This window comes from Bartonella sp. B17 (assembly GCF_053795755.1).
This window is the reverse complement of sequence record NZ_CP200032.1, coordinates 1577514-1600185: the sequence shown is the minus strand read 5'-3', so window position 1 is coordinate 1600185 and position 22672 is coordinate 1577514. Positions and strand designations below refer to the sequence as shown.

The 22672-nt window shown below is 36.1% G+C and carries 24 protein-coding genes and 1 tRNA gene; 12 read left to right on the top strand and 13 right to left on the bottom strand.

Going from position 1 to position 22672, the window contains the following annotated elements; all coding sequences use genetic code 11:
* Nucleotides 1-92 precede the first annotated feature (92 nt).
* Nucleotides 93-2768 (top strand): pyruvate, phosphate dikinase, encoded by a 2676-nt coding sequence (ppdK, locus tag V4B18_RS07260; RefSeq protein ID WP_455475757.1) that lies wholly within the window; start codon nt 93-95, stop codon nt 2766-2768.
* 214 nt (nt 2769-2982) lie between these two features.
* On the opposite strand, the gene V4B18_RS07255 is transcribed toward ppdK, so the two are convergent.
* Nucleotides 2983-3807 carry a peptidoglycan-binding domain-containing protein gene (locus V4B18_RS07255; RefSeq protein ID WP_455475756.1) on the bottom strand — a complete coding sequence of 275 codons (825 nt, stop codon included), beginning with the start codon at nt 3805-3807 and terminating at the stop codon, nt 2983-2985.
* A gap of 1014 nt (nt 3808-4821) precedes the next feature.
* Between V4B18_RS07255 and V4B18_RS07250 the strand changes: the two genes are divergently transcribed.
* Both V4B18_RS07250 and V4B18_RS07245 read left to right on the top strand, forming a co-directional pair.
* Nucleotides 4822-5112, top strand: coding sequence for a DUF5330 domain-containing protein (locus V4B18_RS07250; protein ID WP_455475755.1), 291 nt, complete (start codon nt 4822-4824; stop codon nt 5110-5112).
* Nucleotides 5113-5304: 192 nt separating this feature from the next.
* Entirely contained in the window at nt 5305-5715 is a 411-nt protein-coding gene (locus V4B18_RS07245; protein ID WP_455475754.1) for a SufE family protein, read from the top strand.
* Nucleotides 5716-5830: 115 nt separating this feature from the next.
* Here V4B18_RS07245 and V4B18_RS07240 read toward each other — a convergent pair whose 3' ends face one another.
* Entirely contained in the window at nt 5831-6262 is a 432-nt protein-coding gene (locus V4B18_RS07240; protein WP_455475753.1) for a MucR family transcriptional regulator, read from the bottom strand.
* Between the two features lie 885 nt (nt 6263-7147).
* On the opposite strand from V4B18_RS07240, the gene V4B18_RS07235 reads away from it, so the two are divergent.
* Nucleotides 7148-9247 carry a S9 family peptidase gene (locus V4B18_RS07235; RefSeq protein WP_455475752.1) on the top strand — a complete coding sequence of 700 codons (2100 nt, stop codon included), beginning with the start codon at nt 7148-7150 and terminating at the stop codon, nt 9245-9247.
* An 80-nt stretch (nt 9248-9327) separates the two neighbouring features.
* Here the strand turns inward: V4B18_RS07235 and V4B18_RS07230 are convergent, their stop codons facing one another.
* Nucleotides 9328-9930 carry a superoxide dismutase gene (locus tag V4B18_RS07230; protein ID WP_455475751.1) on the bottom strand — a complete coding sequence of 201 codons (603 nt, stop codon included), beginning with the start codon at nt 9928-9930 and terminating at the stop codon, nt 9328-9330.
* A gap of 895 nt (nt 9931-10825) precedes the next feature.
* Here V4B18_RS07230 and V4B18_RS07225 point away from each other — a divergent pair.
* Nucleotides 10826-10900, top strand: a tRNA-Gln gene (locus V4B18_RS07225).
* A 76-nt stretch (nt 10901-10976) separates the two neighbouring features.
* Here V4B18_RS07225 and V4B18_RS07220 read toward each other — a convergent pair.
* The 9 genes from V4B18_RS07220 to V4B18_RS07180 all read right to left on the bottom strand — a co-directional run bounded on the left by V4B18_RS07220 (nt 10977) and on the right by V4B18_RS07180 (nt 17453).
* Complete coding sequence (locus V4B18_RS07220) at nt 10977-12020, bottom strand: tyrosine-type recombinase/integrase (protein ID WP_455475750.1); 1044 nt, start codon at nt 12018-12020, stop codon at nt 10977-10979.
* 2 nt (nt 12021-12022) lie between these two features.
* Entirely contained in the window at nt 12023-12271 is a 249-nt protein-coding gene (locus V4B18_RS07215) for a hypothetical protein (RefSeq protein WP_455475749.1), read from the bottom strand.
* Between the two features lie 135 nt (nt 12272-12406).
* Entirely contained in the window at nt 12407-12889 is a 483-nt protein-coding gene (locus V4B18_RS07210) for a DUF488 domain-containing protein (RefSeq protein WP_455475748.1), read from the bottom strand.
* 89 nt (nt 12890-12978) lie between these two features.
* Nucleotides 12979-13602, bottom strand: coding sequence for a lambda exonuclease family protein (locus tag V4B18_RS07205; RefSeq protein ID WP_455475295.1), 624 nt, complete (start codon nt 13600-13602; stop codon nt 12979-12981).
* A gap of 1 nt (nt 13603) precedes the next feature.
* Nucleotides 13604-14389, bottom strand: coding sequence for a RecT family recombinase (locus V4B18_RS07200; RefSeq protein ID WP_455475296.1), 786 nt, complete (start codon nt 14387-14389; stop codon nt 13604-13606).
* 141 nt (nt 14390-14530) lie between these two features.
* On the bottom strand, nt 14531-15385 hold the full coding sequence (locus V4B18_RS07195) for a hypothetical protein (protein ID WP_455475747.1): 855 nt from the start codon (nt 15383-15385) through the stop codon (nt 14531-14533).
* 14 nt (nt 15386-15399) lie between these two features.
* Complete coding sequence (locus V4B18_RS07190; RefSeq protein ID WP_455475746.1) at nt 15400-16131, bottom strand: antA/AntB antirepressor family protein; 732 nt, start codon at nt 16129-16131, stop codon at nt 15400-15402.
* A gap of 104 nt (nt 16132-16235) precedes the next feature.
* The gene (locus tag V4B18_RS07185; protein WP_455475299.1) at nt 16236-16610 is read right to left on the bottom strand and encodes a hypothetical protein; all 375 of its coding nucleotides are present in this window, start codon (nt 16608-16610) and stop codon (nt 16236-16238) included.
* 186 nt (nt 16611-16796) lie between these two features.
* Nucleotides 16797-17453 (bottom strand): LexA family transcriptional regulator, encoded by a 657-nt coding sequence (locus V4B18_RS07180; protein ID WP_455475745.1) that lies wholly within the window; start codon nt 17451-17453, stop codon nt 16797-16799.
* Between the two features lie 45 nt (nt 17454-17498).
* Here V4B18_RS07180 and V4B18_RS07175 point away from each other — a divergent pair, with 45 nt between their 5' ends.
* The 7 genes from V4B18_RS07175 (at nt 17499) to V4B18_RS07145 (ending at nt 22127) form a co-directional block, all read left to right on the top strand.
* The gene (locus tag V4B18_RS07175) at nt 17499-17837 is read left to right on the top strand and encodes a hypothetical protein (protein WP_455475744.1); all 339 of its coding nucleotides are present in this window, start codon (nt 17499-17501) and stop codon (nt 17835-17837) included.
* 25 nt (nt 17838-17862) lie between these two features.
* The gene (locus V4B18_RS07170) at nt 17863-18300 is read left to right on the top strand and encodes a hypothetical protein (protein WP_455475743.1); all 438 of its coding nucleotides are present in this window, start codon (nt 17863-17865) and stop codon (nt 18298-18300) included.
* Between the two features lie 116 nt (nt 18301-18416).
* The gene (locus V4B18_RS07165; RefSeq protein ID WP_455475742.1) at nt 18417-18893 is read left to right on the top strand and encodes a crossover junction endodeoxyribonuclease RuvC; all 477 of its coding nucleotides are present in this window, start codon (nt 18417-18419) and stop codon (nt 18891-18893) included.
* On the top strand, nt 18883-20253 hold the full coding sequence (locus tag V4B18_RS07160; protein ID WP_455475741.1) for a DUF1376 domain-containing protein: 1371 nt from the start codon (nt 18883-18885) through the stop codon (nt 20251-20253). Before V4B18_RS07165 ends, V4B18_RS07160 begins: the two co-directional genes overlap by 11 nt.
* Nucleotides 20171-20683: a hypothetical protein gene (locus V4B18_RS07155; RefSeq protein ID WP_455475740.1), complete on the top strand. Its 513-nt coding sequence runs from the start codon at nt 20171-20173 to the stop codon at nt 20681-20683. The genes V4B18_RS07160 and V4B18_RS07155 overlap by 83 nt, the downstream gene beginning before the upstream one ends.
* A gap of 205 nt (nt 20684-20888) precedes the next feature.
* Nucleotides 20889-21221, top strand: coding sequence for a hypothetical protein (locus V4B18_RS07150; protein WP_455475739.1), 333 nt, complete (start codon nt 20889-20891; stop codon nt 21219-21221).
* A gap of 393 nt (nt 21222-21614) precedes the next feature.
* On the top strand, nt 21615-22127 hold the full coding sequence (locus V4B18_RS07145; RefSeq protein ID WP_455475738.1) for a Rha family transcriptional regulator: 513 nt from the start codon (nt 21615-21617) through the stop codon (nt 22125-22127).
* Between the two features lie 48 nt (nt 22128-22175).
* Here the strand turns inward: V4B18_RS07145 and V4B18_RS07140 are convergent, their stop codons facing one another.
* A complete protein-coding gene (locus V4B18_RS07140; protein WP_455475737.1) occupies nt 22176-22604 on the bottom strand; it encodes a type II toxin-antitoxin system HicB family antitoxin in 429 nt (142 codons plus the stop codon).
* Nucleotides 22605-22672 lie beyond the last annotated feature (68 nt).

The window sequence follows — 22672 nt, the reverse complement described above, 5'->3', positions numbered from 1 at the left end:
CCAATTTTGAATTGAAGCGTTGTTTTTGAAGATTAACTTGGATCAAATGATATGATATTTTGATATTATTAATATGGGAGGCACAACGTACGGTGGAAAAATGGGTTTATAGTTTTGGTGATGGCAATGCAGAAGGAAGTGCGAGTGAGCGTAATCTTCTCGGTGGCAAAGGAGCTAATTTGGCAGAAATGAGTAATCTTGGGTTGCCCGTACCTCCCGGATTTACTCTTACGACAGAAGTTTGCAATTTTTATTACGCACACAATAAATCTTATCCAGAAGAATTACAGAAGGCTGTTCAACAAGCACTTAAACGAATTGCTGAACAAACAGGGCGTGAATTTGGTAACGAAGAAAAACCACTTTTACTCTCTGTTCGTTCAGGGGCACGGGTTTCTATGCCTGGAATGATGGATACAGTACTGAATCTTGGCATGAATGATAAGACTGTTAAAGCCATTGCTTTACAGGCTAGTGATGAACGCTTTGCTTATGATAGTTATCGCCGCTTTATCCAAATGTATTCTAATGTCGTTTTGGGATTAGATCATTTATGTTTTGAAGAGATTCTTGATGAAGTAAAAATACGCAATGGTTATGATGTCGATACAGAAATGACAGCAGCTGATTGGAAAGATGTTATTATTTCCTATAAGGCACATGTTGAAGAAAAGTTAGGAAAACCTTTTCCACAAAATCCTGAGCAACAGTTGTGGGGTGCAATTGGGGCGGTTTTTTCAAGTTGGATGACAGCGCGCGCAGTCACTTATCGTCGTTTAAATAATATTCCTGAAAGTTGGGGAACAGCGGTTAATTTACAGGCAATGGTATTTGGCAACATGGGTGAGGATTCAGCAACAGGTGTTGCTTTTACACGTAATCCATCGACGGGAGAAAAAGAGCTTTACGGTGAATTTTTAGTCAATGCACAAGGGGAAGATGTTGTAGCAGGTATTCGAACCCCCCAAAATATCACGGAAAATGCGCGTATTATTGCAGGTTCAAATAAATCATCTTTAGAAAAAATTATGCCAGAGGCTTTTTTGAAGTTGTGTAAGATTGCTCAGAAGCTTGAGCAGCATTATCGAGATATGCAAGATCTTGAGTTTACAATTGAAAAAGGTAAATTATGGATGCTGCAGACTCGTTCTGGAAAGCGAACGGCACGTGCAGCTTTAAAGATGGCGATTGAAATGGTTGAGGAAGGCTTGATAAGCTGTGAAGAGGCAGTAATGCGAGTTGATCCAAAATCGCTTGATCAACTTCTACATCCCACACTGGATCCTAAAGCTACACGTTTTGTAATTGCACGTGGTCTACCTGCCTCTCCTGGGGCTGCAACTGGTGAAATTGTTTTTACTTCTGAAGAAGCAGAAACTGCACTAACAGAAGGTCGCAAAGTTATTTTAGTGCGCACAGAAACAAGTCCAGAAGATATTCATGGTATGCACGCTGCAGAAGGAATTTTAACGACGCGTGGTGGTATGACAAGTCACGCTGCTGTTGTAGCACGTGGTATGGGAAAGCCGTGCATTTCAGGTGCAGGAAGTGTGCGAATTGATTATAATGCAAATACAATGTTTGTTTCAGGACAAAGCTTTAAAAAAGGCGATGTCATTACGATTGATGGTGGAAGCGGGGAGATTTTTAAAGGGAAGGTTGCTATGTTGCAGCCTGAACTTTGCGGAGATTTCGCAAAATTAATGAAGTTGGCTGATGGCATGCGGCGTATAAAAGTTCGTGTCAATGCTGAGACAGCGTCTGATGCGCGTATGGGACGTTCCTTTGGGGCTGAGGGTATTGGTCTTTGTCGTACGGAACACATGTTTTTTTCTGGCGAGCGTATTGTCGCTATGCGAGAAATGATTTTAAGTAATGATGAAAGTGGGCGTCGTAAAGCGCTGGATAAGCTTTTGTCAATGCAGCGCTCAGATTTTATCAAATTATTTGAAATTATGTGTGGTTTGCCTATTACTATCCGCTTATTAGATCCACCGTTACACGAGTTTTTACCAAAAACGAATGCAGAAATTTATGAAGTTGCGGCAGCTATGGGAGTTCCTGTTGAAGTACTTAGTGATCGCGCTCAGCAATTGCACGAATTTAATCCTATGCTTGGGTTACGAGGGTGCCGTTTAGCTATTACTTATCCTGAAATTGCAGAAATGCAAGCGCGAGCTATTTTTGAAGCTGCAGTGGAAGCTGCGCAAAAATCTGGATCGCCTGTTATGCTTGAAATTATGGTTCCACTTGTTGCACTTAAATCTGAATTAGATTTTGTGAAAGCGTATGTTGATAAGGTTGCCAGTGAAGTGATGAAAGAGAAGGGAAGTAATATTCAGTACATAGTTGGGACGATGATTGAGCTTCCAAGAGCTGCTCTTCGGGCAGACGAAATTGCAGAAACCGCAGAGTTTTTTTCATTTGGGACTAATGATTTGACACAAACTACTTTTGGTATTTCACGTGATGATGCAGCTTCTTTTTTAACAACTTATTTTCAAAAAGGACTTTTGGAACAAGATCCTTTTGTATCAATTGACCGTGATGGGGTAGGAGAACTCATTACTATTGCTGCACAGCGTGGACGTTCACAGCGCGCAAAAATTAAACTAGGAATTTGCGGTGAGCATGGAGGAGATCCTGCTTCTATTGCTTTATGTGAAGAAAATAATTTAGATTACGTTTCATGTTCTCCTTTTCGAGTGCCAATTGCGCGTTTAGCTGCAGCACAGTCTGCAATTGCAAAAAAAACTAAAAATTTTTGAAATATGTTCATTGTGTAGCGACTGTAATTTACAGGATAAATTATTAATTTATTTTTTTGCTTCACTAAAGGAAGAATGAAGTTTTTAGAGATCACAGTTGGTTACATAAGGAAAAGATTAAATTATATCTTTGATGTATTATTGATGAAAGAGAACATAAGATCACATAGTTCATATATTTTCATTTTATATTCTAAAAGATGAAGGATTATCTTCAATTCAACAAACGAATTTCACGCATTTTTTTCAAAATTACTTGATCAATTTTACCCGTTATGGGAAGATTAAACATTTCTTGAAATTGTTTTAAGGCATCAATAGTTTTTTGATCCTCTACACCTGTGATAGCTACTTCTTGGTTACCAAAAGCACGTAAAGCTTCCTGAACGCGCACAATATTTTTAGCTGGAAGCGGAGATTTTAAAATGTCTGCTTTTGAATAGGATAACTCTTTTTCCATTTCTATTTCGCTACGCTTAATTAATATTGCAATCTCATCTGTTGCGGGATTTGGTGAAATAGTATTTTTATCAGCGGTTTGCTTTTTCCATAATGCTATGGCGCGACGCGTTTTAGGTCCGTCTCTTCCATCTAAAGGACCATCATAAAATCCTAGTTTTGCCAATTTTTTTTGCATTTCTAGCATGCTTTCTGATAGAAATTCTGTAGATGAATTTGTGCGTATATCATTTAGAGATGGTAAAGGAATAGGAGAGGCATCTGCGTGAGATTTTGCTTCTTTTGGAGATAAATCAGAATTTTGTCCTATGCTTAAAGCAGATGTAATTTTTATCTGAGAAAATATACCTTGATATGTTCTTATTTGCGAAAATAAAGCATTAAATGAAATAAATCCAAAGCTAATAATAAAAATAAGAAAACCAAAAACCAGTAAAGCATTTTTTTGTGTAAGGAAATAAATTTGTTTTATTATCCAAAAAAATAAACGACCAGTTATGAGAAAAAATGCTATAATAATACTACTGTGTGTCTTCCGTTTTACAGATTTTGTTTTGCGCATTTTTCGTTTTTTTGTCATTTTTTATTTCAAATTGCAATTATTTTCTTACACAGAAATCAACATAAACTATTCGCATTCTTAATCCAAGGAGGGTGCATTTATATCATTGCTCTCCATCTTTTCAAATTATAAAAATCAATATGGTCGTTGATCAATGTGTGAGTTTATAAATAAGCAATAATCTTTTATCCGATTCTCTAATCTAAATTTTATATTCCACGTGTATTTTTTAGTATGCATAAAGGAAAATTAAAAAGGAAAGTTAAACAATTTAACTATGCAATATCATTTTTTTGATTTTCCATCTTATCATTGTGTATAGTTAATTTTCTGTGATTATCTAAGCTATGTGCATATATAATCTCATCACTTTTTTGCGCACGTATTTGATAATATGTAAAGTAGAACTGAGACATCCCATAGCGCTGGAAAGCTGATAGCAGTATGTGTTTTTGAATGTTCCATGTAGATGAACTTATACTTCTGTGCAACGATAAAATCAGCATGTGTTTGTCTCAATATCTCGTTATGTTCGATATAAATTCACTCTACTAATATTCAATAAATTTTGTGAATTGTAGGAAAAATTAATTTCAAAATATCTGCAAGATAGCAAAAAATTGCTCAATTTTATATTTGAGCTTCTTTGCAGTAAAAGAAAGGTAATAGAAAATTGTAATAGATGTTATATAGTACTCTAATCCTTTTCCTCCATTATCATCGTTAATATCTATTGTTTTCCCTTGATTGCTAGTGCATTGACCTCCATTATATATGGTGAGAATGCGAATTGATGTGTATTCAATGGTCTTCTCTATTTTTATTGTACAAATTTTATGTTAAGTTGCTAAGGAAAAGATACTTTACCTTTGTACAATTTTCATAACATATTTTTGCAATACAGATTCATGATACAGATTTTGATAAACAAATGCTTAATGTTGTAATATGCTAATTTTATAATTTTTATAAAGAAAAAGAGTATAAACTGTTACTATTGTTTTGTTTACAATTGCGATATATTGGCTGCTCATGATCCGCTTTTTAATCAAAATATCATTCTTTTTGTTTTTTATTTTTGTCATTATTTCATTTTTTGCAGCTGAACCAAGTGGTAACCATTTTTCTGCCAAAAGAAATCAAGATACGACAACAAGTGACGTAGTTGTTGCTTTTAAAGAAGCTCTAAGTGATTTATGGTCATTCTGTGAGCGTAATTCAGAAACATGCAAAATTGGAAAATCCTTTTTAAGTTCACTTGGTGAACGTGCATATCATGGTGCAAGAGCGGCTTATGAATATCTTGGACAGCATATTGAATGATAAGAATATGGTTCAACTTAAAAGCAATTTTTTCAATGTGGATGCACAGAAGTTTACACATAATAGAATCATACAATAAAAGTTTTGGATGTTTGTCATTGGTTTCATGCTAAAAAAATAAACACTTAATTTATCCATTAAATAAATCAACATGATTATAAAATTAGATTAAATTAAAATAAGGATGGGGTTATGGCAGAAACAATTGATGATATCATAGAAAACTTTTCTCTTTTAGATAATTGGGAAGATCGCTACCGTTATGTAATTGAACTTGGCAATGAATTGCCACCCTTTCCAGAAAGTGCTCGAAACGACGCCCATAAAGTTCCTGGTTGCGTTAGCCAAGTATGGCTTTTATTTTCACATGATCATTCAGAAAATCCAATATTAACATTCCAAGGTGATTCTGATGCTCACATTGTGCGTGGACTTATTTACATTCTTCTCACTTTTTATTCAGGTAAAAAAGCCTCTGAAATTCGTGATGCTGATGCTGAAGGACTCCTTGAAAAACTTGGCTTAAGCGAAAATCTCACACCACAACGATCAAATGGCCTTAAATCGATGATTGAACGAATCCGTAACGAAAGCCATCTATAAACACTAGACTCTCGCAAAAACAATAACAGAAAGTTATCATAAGAAACATAACTACAAAAAATACTCTTATCCGTTATATAAGAAGTTTCATTATTTCTGAGTAGATATGGTAATTTTATTTTTTCTGCTGACTTTTTCGTCCAAGTCCCATTTCTTTTGCTAGAGCTGAGCGTGCTTTTGCGTAATTAGGTGCAACCATAGGATAAGAGCTGTCCAATTGCCACTTTTCACGATATTCCTCAGGCAACATTCCATAATGTGTCATAAGGTGACGCTTTAAAGATTTAAACTTCTTTCCATCCTCAAGGCAGATGAGATAATCTGGAAATACTGAGCGTTTTGGATTAACAGCAGGCCTTTGCTTTTCAACTTCAACTTCCGGTAACTCCATATTTCCTACTTTGAGAAAAGCAGCGTGAACATCAGCAATTAAATTGGGTACCTCAGTCGGTCGGATTGAATTATTACTCACATAAGCAGCAACAATATCAGCAACCAATGTAATAATCAAATTGCTTTCAGCCTCCAAGACTGGGCGATGTTCCATTCTTATTTCCTTTAAGTTATAACCGACACATCATTCGCATTTATACTCATGACACAGAGATCCCATGCACGTAGGTTTCATATTGTACAAAAATCTTTTTTGTCAATTCAATTATTCTATAAAATCGTCTAAACACAAAAAAATCAAATAAATTCCTCTTTTTTGTCATAATACATAATAAGTAAAACTAAGCTATGTTCTTTTATTTTATAGTCTTATATTATAGAATATCATGCATAAAAATAGAATATATCATAAATTTATCTATGTTATATTGAATTTAGAAATAAAATTAATAAATTTAAAACTGTAATATATAAAGAAAATATTTCATTTTATATGTTGATATTATTATAATTTAAGTATCTATTCTGAAAAAATAAATTTTATATACATAAAATACACATAATATTTTTATTAAAATGGTTTTTAAATTTTAATAAAAATATAGTGAATAAAACAAAAAAATAAAATATATAAATCAAAATGTGCATAATGAATGTAGTGCATTGTAAAAAAATTAATACTAAAATAGCTATAATCACACATCAGTACGGTAGCAGAAGGGCTTTTTTCTCAAATTGTAACGCTGTCCCACTGATATGCTTTAATTGTGTATGCTTAACAATCGATTCTACCAATCTAAAAATGTAATTCTGTTATCAAAAATCCAATTTTTAGCTTGTCTACTAGAATGCCGCTTCACATTCACAAAAGATAATATTTGCCAGTGTACAATAAACAAAATTCATAACGTAACCGCCGTTAATATACTTCAGCTACATTTTTGCAAGTGAGCAAAAGTAATAGATTTGCGCTATTATATAAATGATATGATTCTAACATATAGACAAAATCATCAACATCTTTTACATAGGATTGTGTATGACTAGCTCACCTATACTTCCCCCTAAAGCAAAAAAAATCGCTCATAGAGAAATGTATCACGGTGTTTATCGTGATGACCCCTACTATTGGTTGCGTGCATCTAATTGGCAAGATGTTTTTAAAAATCCAAACTGCCTTGATAAAAATATTCGACATCATCTTGAAAAAGAAAATATTTATCAAGCTTCCCAAATGGCAGATACAAAACCATTACAAGATTTGCTTTTTGCTGAAATGAAAAGCCGAATCCAAGAAAATGATAGTTCTGTTCCTATAAAACGTGGCTCTTTTGCCTATGGATTCTCTTATGTTATTGGAGGTCAACAGCCACATTATTTTCGTACACTAAGGAATGGAGGAGAAAAAAGTTTTTATCTTAATGGTGATACTTTGGCAGAAGGTAAAGAATACTTCAATTTTGGTTCGGTTCAAGAATCTCCTGATCATACACATGTTGTATGGACTTATGATGACAAAGGATCAGAATTTTACATAGCTAAAGTTCGTAACTTAAAAACATTGTTGGACTGCACGGATATAATTGTTGATACATCCGGACAGATTGTGTGGGATGCAAAATCTGAAGGTTTTTTCTATACTAAAATGGATGAAAATCATCGACCCTCTGAGCTTTATTATCACCGATTAAACACTGATCAATCGCAAGATAAGCTTATTTTTCGTGAAGATGATCCAGGATTTTTTTTACACGTAAGTGGTTCTAAACTTAACGATATTATTTATATTACTGTTCATGATCATGAAACGTCAGAAATTTGGCTTATTCCCGCTGAAGCGCCTCTTACTGTTCCACAATGTGTAAGGAAGCGACAAAAAGGTATTGAATATTCGCTTACAGAAGGTGGTGATGTCTTTTACATTCTTACCAATTTAGGTAATGCTAAAGACTTTAAAATTATGATAGTACCATATTCATACCCACAATCAGAAAATTGGTCTGAACTTGTACCGCATCAGCTTGGACGTCTAATCATATCTCATGATGCTTATAAAGATTTTCTTATTTGGCTCGAACGTTTTGAGGGGCTCCCTCGTATACAGATAATGGAGCGTGCTACTAGGCAAACTCATTCCATTGCTTTTACAGAAGAAGCTTATTCCTTAGGTTTACAAGGTGCTGCAGAATATAATAGTTCAACCATTCGCTTTTCCTATTCATCAATGACAACACCTGATCAAATTTTTGATTATGAGATGAAAAGCCGTGAACGAATACTTTTAAAAACGCAAAAAGTTCCCTCTGGGCATAATCAGGATGAATATATAACGCGACGTGTTACAGCAATTGCAGATGATGGCGAGAAAATTCCTATTTCACTTTTTTATCATAAAACGACTGTGCTTGATGGTAGTGCACCTTGCTTGCTCTACGGTTATGGAGCCTATGGAATTTCCATTCCTATTAGCTTTAATAGCAATGTACTTTCTCTGGTTAACAGAGGTTTTATTTATGCAATTGCCCATGTTCGTGGAGGAAAAGAAAAAGGAGTTGAATGGTATGAGAAAGGAAAACACCACTTTAAATACAATACATTTACAGATTTTATTACTTGTGGGCGCTATCTTGTAAATAATAAATTCACTGCTCATAATCGTCTTATCGCTCAGGGTGGCTCTGCAGGAGGGATGTTGATGGGTGCTATTGCTAATATAGCTCCACAGGATTTTGCTGGAATTGTTGCTAATGTGCCTTTTGTTGATGTCTTAACCACAATGTTAGATGCTTCATTACCATTAACGCCTCCAGAGTGGCCAGAATGGGGTAATCCTCTTGAGTCACAAGAAGATTATAATCTTATCGCTTCTTATTCACCCTACGATAATGTCAAAGCTCAGAAATATCCCTCTATCCTTGTAATCGCTGGATTGACTGATCCTCGTGTAACTTATTGGGAGCCTGCAAAATGGGTGGCAAAATTGCGTGATTTAAAAATAGATGATAATGCAATCTTATTGCGCATTAATATGGACTCAGGTCATGCAGGTGCAGCTGGACGTTTTTCTAAGCTTGAAGAAACCGCATATATTTATGCATATATCCTAAAAATAGTTGGAAAAAATTGTTTTAAGCTTTAGCCTTTTATTTTTAAAAGGCTCCATAGTTTAATGAATTATGGAGCCCTTAATATATCTCATAAAAAAATTATGTATATAATTTAAAGTCCACAGTCTTCATAAAGCTTCAAAACATAATCCCAATTAATCAAATTATCCACGAAAGCTTCAAGATACTTCGGACGCGCATTACGATAATCAATGTAGTAAGAATGTTCCCACACATCAACACCCAGAATAGGTTGAGCATCATGAACTAAAGGATTTTCAGCATTAGATGTTTTCATAATTTCAAGTTTGCCGTCCTTTACAACGACCCATGCCCATCCAGAACCAAATTGGGTAGTGGCTGCAGTGATAAAGTCTGCACGAAATTTATCATAACCACCCAAGTCACACTCAATAGCCTTTGCTAATTTTTCAGGCAATTTTTTACCACCACCATCTTTTTTTATCCAATGCCAAAATTGGTTATGATTGTAGTATTGAGCTGCATTATTAAATAATCCATCATTTTGCTTAAAGCTTTTTTTTATAATATTTTCAAGGCTTTCATTTTCTAAGCCTAAATCTTTTACAAACTCATTTGTTTTTACAAGATAAGCGAAGTGATGCTTATCATGGTGATATTCAAGTGTTTCGCGTGACATATAAGGCGAAAGGGCATCATAATCATAAGGCAATTCAGCTAATTCAAAAGCCATTTAAAAATCTCCTCGATTCTAATTATTAAACTTGCTTCTCAAACCTAATTTGCCATTTACGGCATCTAAAAGCAAATGTTGAATATCTGCTTAATTTAGTTTTAATAAAGCAGTTTTTGGGGGATGCACTTACTTAATTAACCCAAATGTCATCGATGTATATAATTTCACTTTTAAAAGGATTTTAATATTCGTTATCTGACAAACAACATAATTATCTTCTTAAAAGGTTAAAAAATAAATTTAAATAGTTATCAGCTTGCCTGCACGCATATTACATTTACTCAAGTACCACGCAAAATATCTTTATTTTGCAAATATTTTTCTGGCTCATTTGTTATAGGTGCATTGCTGCTTTTCACATAATGTTCACGACGGATTGCCAACGATTGTCTTTTACACATATTGGTTAAAAGCAAAATTTGCTCTGATATTTTGCAGACATTATTGGCTCAACCTATGGATGTGGAAAGGTAAAATTTTATACGCTAAATAATTAAAAATCGCAAATACGATAAAAGAAAAATCATTAATACACAAAACCTTTATATTATTCTTATATAACTTTGAGAATTTAGATTTGCATGTATTAACAAAATACTCTAGAAAAGCATGAATAACAATGATTTATTGAATATATGAATAAAGTATAAGATTTGTGTTTTATGCTATCGATAAAATAGAGAAGGTAAAATAGCAAAACAACTCTTATGGAAAATTGATATTTTTTAGGAGTTTAACCAGATATTTATTTTTATCATGAATTTTGCATGAATACGACATTAACAAGAGTTAAAGCTTTTTGATAAAAAAGTATGAGCTTTGATTTTCAGATGTTGCACACAGTCATGGGAATCGTTATAAAGTGCAAGCACAGATGTGATCTTGTTTTTTTTGGGGTATAGCCAAGCGGTAAGGCACCGGTTTTTGGTACCGGCATTCCCTGGTTCGAATCCAGGTACCCCAGCCAATATTTAATAAAATAAATGAGTTAAGTGAAAGTTCGGGATTTTTGAATCCTTTGATTTTATTAACTTATTTTTTTCCTATCCCGAACCTTTTTGAAGCTTTTTGATTGATTCTATAGCAAGTCGTTTTCTGTCAGCCGTTTTGGTATAGAGCGATGCCATATTGTCTTCCGTCCAACCAAAAAGCGCTTTCATTTGAGAAACTGTAGCTCCTGCATTTGCAGCACGTGTTGCTGCTAGTTTTCTTAATCCATGTGCTGATTTTTTAATGCCTGCCGCATTGCACGCTTTACGAAATAGATTGCCAAAGCTTTCTTTGCTAAACTTTTTTCCACCTTTTCCGCAAATAAACGTTTCATCACCAATAGAACCCGCTTTAAGGGTTTCTGCTAGTTCAGGCAAAATTGGAAGAAAAACATCTGTTTTAAATTGGCTCTTTTCTGTTTTTAAATGAATAATATTATCTGTCACATCTTTCCAGCCAATACGAACCGCATCACCACGTCGCAAGCCAGTATACAAAAGCACATCAATCCAGACACGCTCATGTGTACCGTGTGGCCAATGGCGATAATATTTGTCGATGTCTTCTTCTAACCACGGCGTGAAGCCTTTCGAGTTAAAAGATTTTGGTGCTTTTATATTAAAAGCAGGATTTTTATTCATAAGGTCATTATCAACCGCCCAATTAAAAAGACCATTTAAAGCATTCAAAAAATGTCTTGCAGCTGCTGGAGTATCGCGTCTTCTGTCTACAGCATCAAGAATATGTTGTTTTTCTATGCTTTTATAAGCGCGATCACCAATAAGCTTAGAAATGTTATTCAGGATTCTATACTTCACTTTTTTAGTAGATTCTGACTGATTATGCCACTGCATGCTTTGTAAGTATTGATTCAGCAACCAATCGAAAGACCCTTCTGTCAGTCTGGTGCGCTTCGTGGTTTTTGATGAGCCGTTTTGCGCTTCTTTGATGGCAAGTGTGTAGTTGTCAACAAACTCTTGTGTTCCGTAGGTTCCTTCAATCCGAAACCGTGATCCGTGACCAATACGTACATACCATATGATTTTACCATGGCGAGTGCATTCACGAACAAGATGAGGGGGACGACGTTTAGGCATGGCTAAAACTTTATACCATCAACAGAGCGACAAACTTTATTGGAGCTATATTCTTCTTGTTCAGTTTCAAGTGGTGGAAAATCATCTATGCTATAAATATTTCCTATAGTTTCTGGTGTTCTAATTTTATTAATATGAATTAACAATTCACCCGTTGGTTTGATTTCCACAACCTCTGCTCCTTGTTTTTTGGCTTCTCTTAAGGCGCGGGCAATTGCTGGTTGGGTTATAGTCGGTGGACGATGAGCCATATCTGGTCTCCTAATTTTAGGTGCAATTCATTTGTGGCGTGAATCACGCATTGAATAAAAAGTTGTTATGAGAGAGCGGGGATTTAGAAGTGTTAGAACAGCATCTTCATATTTGAAAAGTTTATAAATTCATTTTTAAATGTGCTTAATTTCATATTGCCAATCTTGTAATTGTGTAAGAGCTAAGGCAATTTGTCCTCGATGGCACATGCACACGTCAGCTTCAAAGCAGGTGATTGCAATGCGCTTTTTAGCTAAAAAAATTTGATATAATTTGTCTATTGCACAAGAGTTATTTTTGAGAGTTGTAGTTTGATAATCTGCAAAAAGAAGTTCGTAATCTTGTTGTGTTTTTAAATTTCGTCGCTTTTCAGAGGCAATCCCAAGTTCAGGAATGTGCATATATTCAATATCAAAGCTTTGTACAGCTTTTGCTAGCTGTGTCTTTGAAAATCCCTGTTTTCTGCTTACTGGATTTTTACGAACATCACACAAAATTTTGATATTATTTTCCATAAGACATTTGAGATAATCATTAAGGGATTTTTTTTCATATCCAATAGTAAAAAGACAAAGGCTTTCATCTTTAGCAGGGATGGTAGGCTGTTCATGTTCCATGTTTATTTCCTAAAGAATTACACATATGTTAAAAGTTTTCGTAAGATGGCGGGGGTGCTATAAGAAGGGGAAAAAGCACCCCCATAGTGTTAAGCAGCCTTAGTCAATATCTGCTCCATGTCTTGCTCTATCTCTGTTAAAAAGGTCTCGACCGCTTTATTAATATGTTCAATCTGTTCTTCATCACGGTGTATGCGTCGTATTTTGAGACGTAAATGTGATGATTGGTCGGTAAAGCGTGGATCGTAGCTCACAAAATCACACCATTCGCGCCTTGTACAAGCCATTTGGAATTGCATTTGTGCGACATATTCAGGCTTGATCTGGTTATCGATAAAAAAGCGTATATGGGTTGTTGATTTGGGGCATTTGACTTCGATTAATCCCTGCTCTCCAATAAGACCATCAGGACTTGCACCAGCCATTGCAATTGTGGGGTGGGGCACAAAGCCGCATCTTGTTATATTGGTATCATAAATGAAGCTATATTCTTCAATTGCATCCTCTTCATGCTCAATACCCCACCGCATGTCTTCGGTTTCATAATGTGGGCTTATTTTTCCTGTTAGGCGCTCTGTAAGGAGTGTGATTTTGTATTCATCATATTTGCTTGTCGGCAGTCCTTTGGCTGTTCTATTAATGACACTGTAAACATTTGAGGCACTGACTTTTCCCAACCGTGCTTGAAACCATTCTGCTGTTCTTTGTTCCATCTCACACCGCCATTGCCTGTTCTTGCGGGATTGGCTCATATTCAGCGTCTTGTATGGTAGTGTCTTGTCGTGCTTGAGCCATTTGTGATTGTTGTTTTCTTTTTAAACCATCCAAAACAGTTTGTGCTTTCTCATAAGAGATATCACTAAGCTTTTCGACTTTGGCAAAAGAAAGCACTTTTGCTTCCTGTGTTTGTGTTTGATCCATTAATTTTTGGATTTGTATAAGCACTTCATTTGAAATAAGCTGGCTTTGTGTATTGTGGTTTGTGCCGTTAATGCGTGCGGCTTCGTCTTCTTCATAAATACCTGATAACCCAAAAGCATAACGTGCGCATTGTATGGTAGCTTTATGGCGCAACATGCGTGCAGGGTACTTTATCCAAACATCTGTGTTTTGCTTGCATTCTGATAAATATTCGGTGACTTCGATAGGGTCTTTAATGTTTTTCAGACGTATTGCACATTTGATGGCAATCAAATTGCCATTGTTGTCGAGCTGATCTTGAAAAGTCATGCCATCAAAATCTGGGTTTGATTTGATGATTTTAATCCACCCATCAATAGAGACAACAGGTATAAGACCTCCACCTTTTTTAGGGAGTGCATAGATTTCTTTTGTGAGAGGATTAAGTCCATAAGTATTGGCAACACAAATAAAAGCAGCAAACTCTTCATGAGAAAAAGGGTATTTTGTGCTGGTACAAGTTTTGATAATTGTTTCTCGAAACTCGTCATGGGAGAAACCATATTTTTGTGCCATGACTGTTAATGGAGAATTGGTCATATTGAATCCCTCATTTATGCGCAATCCACCCGTGGCGTGAATCACGCATTTGTTTAAAATTGTTTTGAGTTGTTAAAGTTTTATCTTTTGAGGCTGTGTGACCTTATCAGTAAATTTGTACTGCCTCATGATCTAAAATCTTTATCTTAAGACGGTTTCATTCCCAGAAACTTTTGCACTACCGTCAATTTTGGCATTTCCGCAAATAGTAGCACCGCCAAAAATACGTGCGTTACCACAAATATTTGCTTCACCACAAACTTTAGCTTTTTCAGAAACATGAGCTCTTTGGTAGATTTTGGCATGACCATAAACTTTAGCCTTTCCAAAAACCCGTGCATCATCTGAAATATATGCGCTGCCCTTAATTTCAGCATTGTCAAAAATTTCTACATTTTTTGAAATTTCTGCATCACCACTGATAATTGCATCATGGTATACTTTGGCTTGGCCAGAAACAGTAGCGTAGCTACATATTTTTGCATTACAATAAATTTTTGCATTCCCAAAGATACTGGCATTACCGCAGGCTTGTGCATGATCGAAGATGTGCGCCTCATCATAAATTTTGGCATCTTCGAAAACTTCGGCGTTATCACAAACTTTGGCAATGCCAAAAATTTCAACATTATCATAGGCTCTAGCCTTGCCACAAACTTGAGCATTACCAGAAATTTTGGCGTTACCATAGATTTCAGAGGCACCAAAAACTTCTGCATAATTAAATATTTCTGCATCACCACCGACAGTTGCGTCATGGTATATTGTTACTTGATCGGAAATGATAGCGTTATCACGTACTTTTGCATTCCCAAAAACTTTAGCGTCACCACTAATCCAACAATCTCCTTCATGTGACAAATTTTCTTCGTGTGCTATAAAGCCTCCTAAATCACCTGCTTTTACATCTCCAAAGTCTCTAACAGCTTTAATCCGATAAAGTTCAAAGCTGTAGATTTCGATTTTTTCATCGGTCATTTCATATTTCTTTTCCATAATTTTTTCCTTTATTAATGTATGCTTTGTTTTTGTAATTCTTGAGAAAGAATGCTGATGCCTTTGGTGGTTATCTTTGTTGAAGGCAGAACCTTTTCTGTTCCATCAGGTTTTTGAATGGTGATGATTGGACAATCCATCAGACCTTTCTTGATCTTGTCCTGATATGGTAACAATGGAGATCCTGGAGCACGTCGGTAAATCCAACTTTTTTCCTGTAAAAAGTGAAGGAAAAATTTTGGCTGCACTTCCAATATTTTTGCCGCTTCAGTCAATCCAAACAGACCGTCGTGTCGTTGTAAGTTTTCTAGAGCCATTGCTTTTGGTTTCAGCACATTGACTTCGCTTTTTAAATCTTCCAATTGTGTAATACTTTCCAGAAGTAGTTTCTTAATTGCGAGAGGGTCTTCGAGAGCATTTGTAAGGTTTAAAGATTGTTTTGCACGTCGTTCGCATTCAATGAAATATTGTCGTGCTTGCTTGCCTTTTTCATTACGCTCTACCATGGCAAGCTCCTTCGCCATGTCGAGTGTGAGGTAGTAGTCTTTTAATTTTCCACCCCGGTAAAATTTTACCGTGGTCGTAAAATCTTGTTTCTCAATAAAAGAATATTGTTCAATACGGTTGTTAATCCAATTTCTAAATTCAGATTTTACTTCCAAAAACGCATGCAATTCACGCGCGTTTACTGTTTGAATAATTTCACCGTCAACAGTGTTTTTTGTGATGGTTATAAGATGATGCATTATAAATTCCATATTCATTGAGCTGAATAGCAAGAAGCTTTTCATTGCAGGTTTCATATTTATGGGATTGGAAAGAGCGTTCTCTAAAACGTCTCTAGGTTTCTTTACAGAACGTCAGAAAGGCGTAGGCGGTGTTGCACCTCGTAAGTGCCGTACATCGCATCTTCATATTCTTGCTTTGCTATTTCGTCATAAAAAGCATCAAAAGCATCGCTCTCTTCTATAAAAGGGTGTCCAGTGCTGTTGGATTGAAGAATATCATTTTCCTTGATGTATGCTTCTGCAATCTCTTCGCTAATGTCTTCACAGTATTTCATTGAATTATCTATACAAAGTATTTTTATAACACCTTCTGTGCCTTCAAGAACCTTCAAAATTTCGAATTCATCGTAGAATGGTCCTGATTTAGCAACGTGGTCATCATCATTGTAGACGATCAATAAAATTTCATCTGAGTTTACAAAAATTGGCTTTTTCATAATTGCTCCCCTCTAAACGCCTCTTGGCAATTGCTTGTCTGTGGTTTATGAAGAGACAATGTAGCGAATTTAGAAACTAAGTCAATAAAAAAGCGTAGCGAATTTAGAAATTTTTGAAAATCTGGCACATTGAGTACTTATTTAAGGGAAGCTATTTTATTTGAAAAAAAATATAAGGATATTGATTTACACTCTAGCTGGTTTAATCCAATCTATGGGCGCACACCATTCTAATTCTACGTCTTTGATGTCAGCATATTTGTTATTTATACTGGATAAAACCCATTTCCCTTTTTCTTTTCCTAGGCGTAATACTTTAACGTAAACTTTCCCACATTTAGTTTTTATAATAGCTCGGTTATTAATAAGGTTTTCTGGTGGGAGATGGTGAGAATAAAAGAGAAGACTTCCTTCTTCGATAGCGGGGAACATAGAATCACCTACAACGCGAACAGCAACAGTTCCTTTAGGAGCTGAAGGGGGCGCATCCACTTCTTCTAGATGTCCAGAGTCTATAGCGGTTATCTCTCCACCTGCTCCTACATATCCAATCAAAGGAACTAAGCGATTGTCTGGAATGGAAGCGCCAGTAAGCTTTGATATCTCTAATAATTCTCGGGCAGAAATATCTCTTGTTCCCTTTAACATTTTGTTTACAGCGGCACGATCTATAGAGCGACCTAAAGAGGCTGTTAGCTGTCTTGAAAGCTCTGATTGACTTAATCCAGATTCAGCTAAAGCGTTTTGTAACCATTGAGTAATGCTTGTTTCCATTTTTTTATTGTAGGTATGTTGTATACAATCGTCATTTTCTAATTTGACAACATATAATTTCATTTTCATTTTTTCTTTCTTGACATTGTTTTTATAATCGCTACATAATGTGCTATGAAACAATTTTATGAAATAATAAATTTATTGGGTGGAGTTCGTAGGGTATCACAGCTGCTTGGAGTCCATAGAACACGTGTATATGCTTGGCTTCGTCCCGTATCAAAAGGGGGAACTGGTGGGAGGATTCCGATAAGGCATATTCCTACTCTTTTGGATGAAGCTGAGAGAATTGGTGCGCCGATTAAAGCAGAAGATTTTTTATCGTTTTCTCATAAAACGCGATCATGTGATGCCGTATTATCTTCAACGCGAACATTTGTTGATTGTTCCCCTGTGCATATGAAGACATGCCAACAGCACAGCATGTTAAAACAGCACAATTCACACTCTTGAATAAACGGCACTAGAAAGAGCAAAGATGGCAAATAATCAGTACCAGATCACTATAAGCAAAGTCCAGTTGATCGATCTTGTTAATAAGATTGAACAGAGTGATATGTGTTATGATGCCCGTCCGCTTGATGAACCACCTTCTCAAGTAAGATTATATTTTCCATCAACAAGTTTTATTCTCTATACGCTGCACAGTATCTTTGAGAATGATGATAAAAGTTATTTTACATTATATCCGCACGATGATTTTAACCAATGGTTTTCATCTGTGTTTACGCAAGCTTTTACTGCTTGGTTTGACAATTATTTTTCTAGAGATTTGTTATCTTTTGATCGCTTAAGTGAGCTGGTCTTTTTTATGGCTATAGTCAAAAATGAGCTTAATAGCTTAAGGGATCAGCTCATCGAAAAAAGAAAAAAAGAAATCGAATTAATCGATCTTAGCATAAACATGTTTGCCTAAGTGAGTTCATCCACTTTTTTAGAAATACCGAAAGCATAATTTTTGTAAGAGAGCCAATCATGACACGCTCTGTCATAGTATTCATATAAATATGTAACAGTCTTAGGGGAGGGATTATGAGTTCTTTACAAACTACTCTTTGCCTTGATTTAGGCACCAAGACAGGCTGGGCGATTTGTGGTGCAGATAACCACATAATCAGTGGAACAGCCAATTTCCAACCACGCCGTTTTGAGGGTGGGGGAATGCGTTATTTGCGCTTTAAGCAATGGCTTACAGAAATGAAGATGACCGCGGGTCAAATTGGTGAGGTGTATTTTGAAGAGGTGCGTCGTCATGTGGGCACCGATGCTGCTCATGTTTATGGTGGTTTGTTAGCAACCTTAACAGCGTGGTGTGAACACCACCAGATTCCTTATGAAGGCATTCCCGTTGGTACGATTAAGAAGACGATGACGGGGAAGGGGAATGCCTCAAAAGAAGAAATGATAAAGGCGGTGTATTCTAAAGGACATGCACCACAAGATGATAACGAAGCAGATGCTTTAGCAATTTTACATTTAATCAAAGGGAGGGACACGCATGTCCAATAGGCTACCTTGGGTGCGGAATTTTTATCAAGAATGGATCATGGATTTTGCTGGTACTAATGCGGCAGAGAAGGCTTCTTATAGTACGCTTATTGCTTTTATGTGTCGAGCACGTGAACCAATTTGGGAAGAGACTTCTCTTTTAGCGCGCGCTGTAGGCTGTTCAGAAAAAGCCTTTAAGAAAGCATTAGAAACTTTAATTCGAAAAGGAATGATTATTCAATTAAACAATGATCGTTTGTGGAGTTATCGCGTTGAGGAAGAGCTAAAAGAGTTTAGTGAAAAAAAGGAGCACATATCTCAAATTCGCAGCAAAGCTGGTAAAAAAGGAGCACAAGCAAAAACGCATATAAAACAATCAATTAATAATTTTGTTGAAGCAAACGATGATTTTGCTGAAGCAAATGTTAAGCAAAACGTTTTTTTTGCTAAAGCAAATAATGATTTTGCTGAAGCAAACGGTAAGCAAAATGTTTTTTTTGCTAAAGCAAATAGTGATTTTGCTGAAACAAATGATGCTGAACAAAAAGAAAAGAAAATACCCCCCCACACCCCCCTAAAAGAAAATAAAAATATAAATAAAAATAAAAAAACTAACACTATCGTGTTAGCAAAAAAAGAAAAAGAAATGGGTTCTGATAATTCAGAAACTGAGGATCAGGTTCACGAGCAAACAGAGATTGATATTCTGGAGAATTTTTCAGATCCAGTCAAAACATCATCAGAAAACCATTTTCCTATTCACCAGCAAAATAACGAGGGTACCCCTGATTTCAAAAACTGGCCACTGATTGACGATGAAGCGCTAGAGAAAATACCAGCACGCAATGATCCTTCAAGTGCAAAAATGCTTGAAGAAATCATTGGAGATGTTCTTCACGAGACAGCTATGGCTCAAGCGCAAGAGCCTGTTGCTTCACCTGCAAAAAAGCGTTCTTCACGAGGAAAGGGCGAACGTGGTTGTCGATTGCCTGAGGATTTCGAACCTGATTACGATTTTGCAATTCAGGAAGGTTTGCCTCCCGAGCGCGTGAAAGTCGAGATGGAAAAATTCAAAGATTATTGGAAAGCTAAGACAGGCAAGGACGCAACCAAGCATGATTGGCCAGCGACATGGCGTATCTGGGTGCGTAGGACTATCGAGAATTTAGCGAAAGGAAACAACTATGGAAAAGGAACTGGTTACCAAACAGAACAGCAACGTGGCTGGGGTCACCGAGTCGCTGAACACATGCGCAATATCAAACATTCTGACAGTGCGTACAGGTTTCTCTTCGAGGATGACGCAAGACCCACCATTCCATTGGCTCCCGGGACAAAAACCATCGATTGCAGAAACGGCGCAAGTCATTGCCTTGGGTAATGAGGCTTTAAAACAGCTTGATGACCAAGCTTCTGAGCAAGAAATCAGTTTAATGTTTGATGTGCTATCTGGTGCTCGTAAAAGCTCAACTGCAGCAGATGAAAAGGCTACTGCACTTGGATATTTTTTTGCACTTGATGGGGTGAGCCAGTGGGGACTTAAGACGGCAATAAGAGACGTGATAAAAGGTAAAGCAAAAGGCTTTTCGACAACGTTTATGCCATCAGCAACAGATTTGTTTCTTTATTGTGAACAGCTTGAAAATGGCGTTCGAAAAGCAATTCAAAACATATTTCAGTACTTAGAAAGATCAGAGATTAAGCCAAAATCAAAAGGAGAGCCGATTTCTGCAGAAAAATTTGATGAACTGAAGCAAATGCTTGCTGCTCCAGATTCCGCAGAGGCAAAAGCGTATTTTGCCAAAGCATAGCGGGGTAAAGCAGCTTGAAGAGTATTTTAATTTAGCAAATAGTGAAAAGTGTTGATCGTTTTATATTAGGCATACGTTTAAATCAATAAAAAGGCACCATACAGAGCGATTAAAGAATTTTTTGATATATGCATTAAAATAAAAATGGCTATTTGTGGTCAAATTTGTGGCAAATAAGCCTATCGATACAATTAAGGATTAAAGCATGAAAATCTTAAAACATCTGTTCTTAACAAAACGTAAACAGCCAATACAAAAAAAGTTTGTTGCAACAGCTATTGGCCATGCACCTTGGGGGCTTGGTTGTGCTGAATATTTTTATAACCTTTATGAACATGAAAATGGGATCAGAGAATATGAGGAGTTTGAAGGTTGTCAGTACTATGACATACCAGAAAAAACAGATTTCAGTACTAAAGCACAAGTGAAAGCATGGGTTTATGGAGGTAAGGTTCCTAGTACTGTTCTGCATCTTGAGCCTCTGATCGATGAGATTAACAAAGGCATTAAAAAGTTATCAGAAGCCGCTAGGAAATGAATATGTTTACAAATAAGCAAATAGAAACCGCATGTTGTGTTATAATTTTTATGCTTTTGTATTTTTTGAAAGTAGAAAAAAGTATTGATTTTATTAGGGGTGTGTAGTTGTGCTATACAACATCTCCTGTGGGGAACGGATTTTCAACACCCAGCACTTTCGAAAAATATTGACAGTCTCTGCGAACCGCTATAGGTTGAAAGATAGGCTTAAAACACCTCGTAACCAATCGGTTCAGCAGTATCCCGAAAGATCTGTTGCCCATCATAAAGAATTTTTGTCCAGGGTCTTCACGTGTATGTCCAAGGGTAACCTAAAGGCGTGAAGGACTGAATTGGTTCGGTTGTTTTAGCCCTGGATACTTAAATTTATAAAACAAAGGAACCAATATTTATGAACAATTTAGTAACAATCAACAGTGCTGGTATTGCTGTCACAACTTCTTTAAAAATTGCTGAGGGCGTTGGAAATACGCATAAAACAGTTATACAGTTAGTTCGTCAGAATATTAAAGATTTTGAGGAGTTTGGAAGGGTCGCATTTGAAATGGCACCCTTTAAAACTACAGGTGGAGAACAGAAAAGGACAGTTGCCATTCTTAGTGAATCACAGGCAACTTTACTTATGACGTATATGCGTAACAATGACATGGTGCGTGCATTTAAAAAAGCGCTTGTTAAAGCTTTTTATGAATTAAAAAATCAATCTGTTGATCGTGATACACGATTTGATTTACCAAGTTATTGGGATGATATGAGACCTGCTGAAAAGGCTTTGTATCTTTTGGGGCCAATTCATAAGCGTCTTGTTGATGCTTTTAAGTTAGAAGAAGAAAACAGAAACTACAAAGCCTTAATTGCAGAAGCAAAACATGTATTAGACAGGTCTATAGTGAAAGCTGCTTAACTTTAAGAAACATCATTATTTTCCTGCCTTTAAAAGGCAGGAATAGGATTATGCTGCATCCTTAATTGTAATAACTGCCTGTTTGCCAAGAACTGTTAGTGCTTGCTCTAGTGTTTGCAGTTTAGTTGGATAGTTTGGGTCAAGAATGCGTCTTGCTTCGGTTTCTTTTTTACCTAGACGATTAGCTAATTCTGTTTTTGTAATGTTAGCTTTGTTAAAAGCCTCTATTACTGCTAATTTAAAAGCATTCCAAGCATCTACCGTTATTGCTACAAGGTTTTGATACTGCTGTGGTATAGGTAAAGGCAAACCGCGCATAGGATAGCTTCGTAATGCTAATCCTAAAGCTTCAGCTGCATTTTCCAATGCTTCAATTCGATTTTCTCCAGCTGTTATTGCTTCTGGTACATCTGGAAAGGTTATTATAAAACCACCATCTGGATCAGCTTCAATTTTTGCATAATATGTGTATTCCATTCTCTCACCTCTGCTTTCTGTCTGTCAGTTTTGCCTTTTTTATTATATTATTTTTTGTGTCGGCATGC

What these genes read in the sequence shown, in the direction of transcription:
- V4B18_RS07255 (WP_455475756.1), bottom strand. Translation starts at nt 3,807, where the DNA reads ATGACAAAAAAACGAAAAATGCGCAAAACAAAATCTGTAAAACGGAAG.
- V4B18_RS07250 (WP_455475755.1), top strand. Translation starts at nt 4,822, where the DNA reads ATGATCCGCTTTTTAATCAAAATATCATTCTTTTTGTTTTTTATTTTT.
- V4B18_RS07245 (WP_455475754.1), top strand. Translation starts at nt 5,305, where the DNA reads ATGGCAGAAACAATTGATGATATCATAGAAAACTTTTCTCTTTTAGAT.
- V4B18_RS07240 (WP_455475753.1), bottom strand. Translation starts at nt 6,262, where the DNA reads ATGGAACATCGCCCAGTCTTGGAGGCTGAAAGCAATTTGATTATTACA.
- V4B18_RS07235 (WP_455475752.1), top strand. Translation starts at nt 7,148, where the DNA reads ATGACTAGCTCACCTATACTTCCCCCTAAAGCAAAAAAAATCGCTCAT.
- V4B18_RS07230 (WP_455475751.1), bottom strand. Translation starts at nt 9,930, where the DNA reads ATGGCTTTTGAATTAGCTGAATTGCCTTATGATTATGATGCCCTTTCG.
- V4B18_RS07220 (WP_455475750.1), bottom strand. Translation starts at nt 12,020, where the DNA reads ATGCCTAAACGTCGTCCCCCTCATCTTGTTCGTGAATGCACTCGCCAT.
- V4B18_RS07215 (WP_455475749.1), bottom strand. Translation starts at nt 12,271, where the DNA reads ATGGCTCATCGTCCACCGACTATAACCCAACCAGCAATTGCCCGCGCC.
- V4B18_RS07210 (WP_455475748.1), bottom strand. Translation starts at nt 12,889, where the DNA reads ATGGAACATGAACAGCCTACCATCCCTGCTAAAGATGAAAGCCTTTGT.
- V4B18_RS07205 (WP_455475295.1), bottom strand. Translation starts at nt 13,602, where the DNA reads ATGGAACAAAGAACAGCAGAATGGTTTCAAGCACGGTTGGGAAAAGTC.
- V4B18_RS07200 (WP_455475296.1), bottom strand. Translation starts at nt 14,389, where the DNA reads ATGACCAATTCTCCATTAACAGTCATGGCACAAAAATATGGTTTCTCC.
- V4B18_RS07195 (WP_455475747.1), bottom strand. Translation starts at nt 15,385, where the DNA reads ATGGAAAAGAAATATGAAATGACCGATGAAAAAATCGAAATCTACAGC.
- V4B18_RS07190 (WP_455475746.1), bottom strand. Translation starts at nt 16,131, where the DNA reads ATGCATCATCTTATAACCATCACAAAAAACACTGTTGACGGTGAAATT.
- V4B18_RS07185 (WP_455475299.1), bottom strand. Translation starts at nt 16,610, where the DNA reads ATGAAAAAGCCAATTTTTGTAAACTCAGATGAAATTTTATTGATCGTC.
- V4B18_RS07180 (WP_455475745.1), bottom strand. Translation starts at nt 17,453, where the DNA reads ATGAAAATGAAATTATATGTTGTCAAATTAGAAAATGACGATTGTATA.
- V4B18_RS07175 (WP_455475744.1), top strand. Translation starts at nt 17,499, where the DNA reads ATGAAACAATTTTATGAAATAATAAATTTATTGGGTGGAGTTCGTAGG.
- V4B18_RS07170 (WP_455475743.1), top strand. Translation starts at nt 17,863, where the DNA reads ATGGCAAATAATCAGTACCAGATCACTATAAGCAAAGTCCAGTTGATC.
- V4B18_RS07165 (WP_455475742.1), top strand. Translation starts at nt 18,417, where the DNA reads ATGAGTTCTTTACAAACTACTCTTTGCCTTGATTTAGGCACCAAGACA.
- V4B18_RS07160 (WP_455475741.1), top strand. Translation starts at nt 18,883, where the DNA reads ATGTCCAATAGGCTACCTTGGGTGCGGAATTTTTATCAAGAATGGATC.
- V4B18_RS07155 (WP_455475740.1), top strand. Translation starts at nt 20,171, where the DNA reads ATGACGCAAGACCCACCATTCCATTGGCTCCCGGGACAAAAACCATCG.
- V4B18_RS07150 (WP_455475739.1), top strand. Translation starts at nt 20,889, where the DNA reads ATGAAAATCTTAAAACATCTGTTCTTAACAAAACGTAAACAGCCAATA.
- V4B18_RS07145 (WP_455475738.1), top strand. Translation starts at nt 21,615, where the DNA reads ATGAACAATTTAGTAACAATCAACAGTGCTGGTATTGCTGTCACAACT.
- V4B18_RS07140 (WP_455475737.1), bottom strand. Translation starts at nt 22,604, where the DNA reads ATGGAATACACATATTATGCAAAAATTGAAGCTGATCCAGATGGTGGT.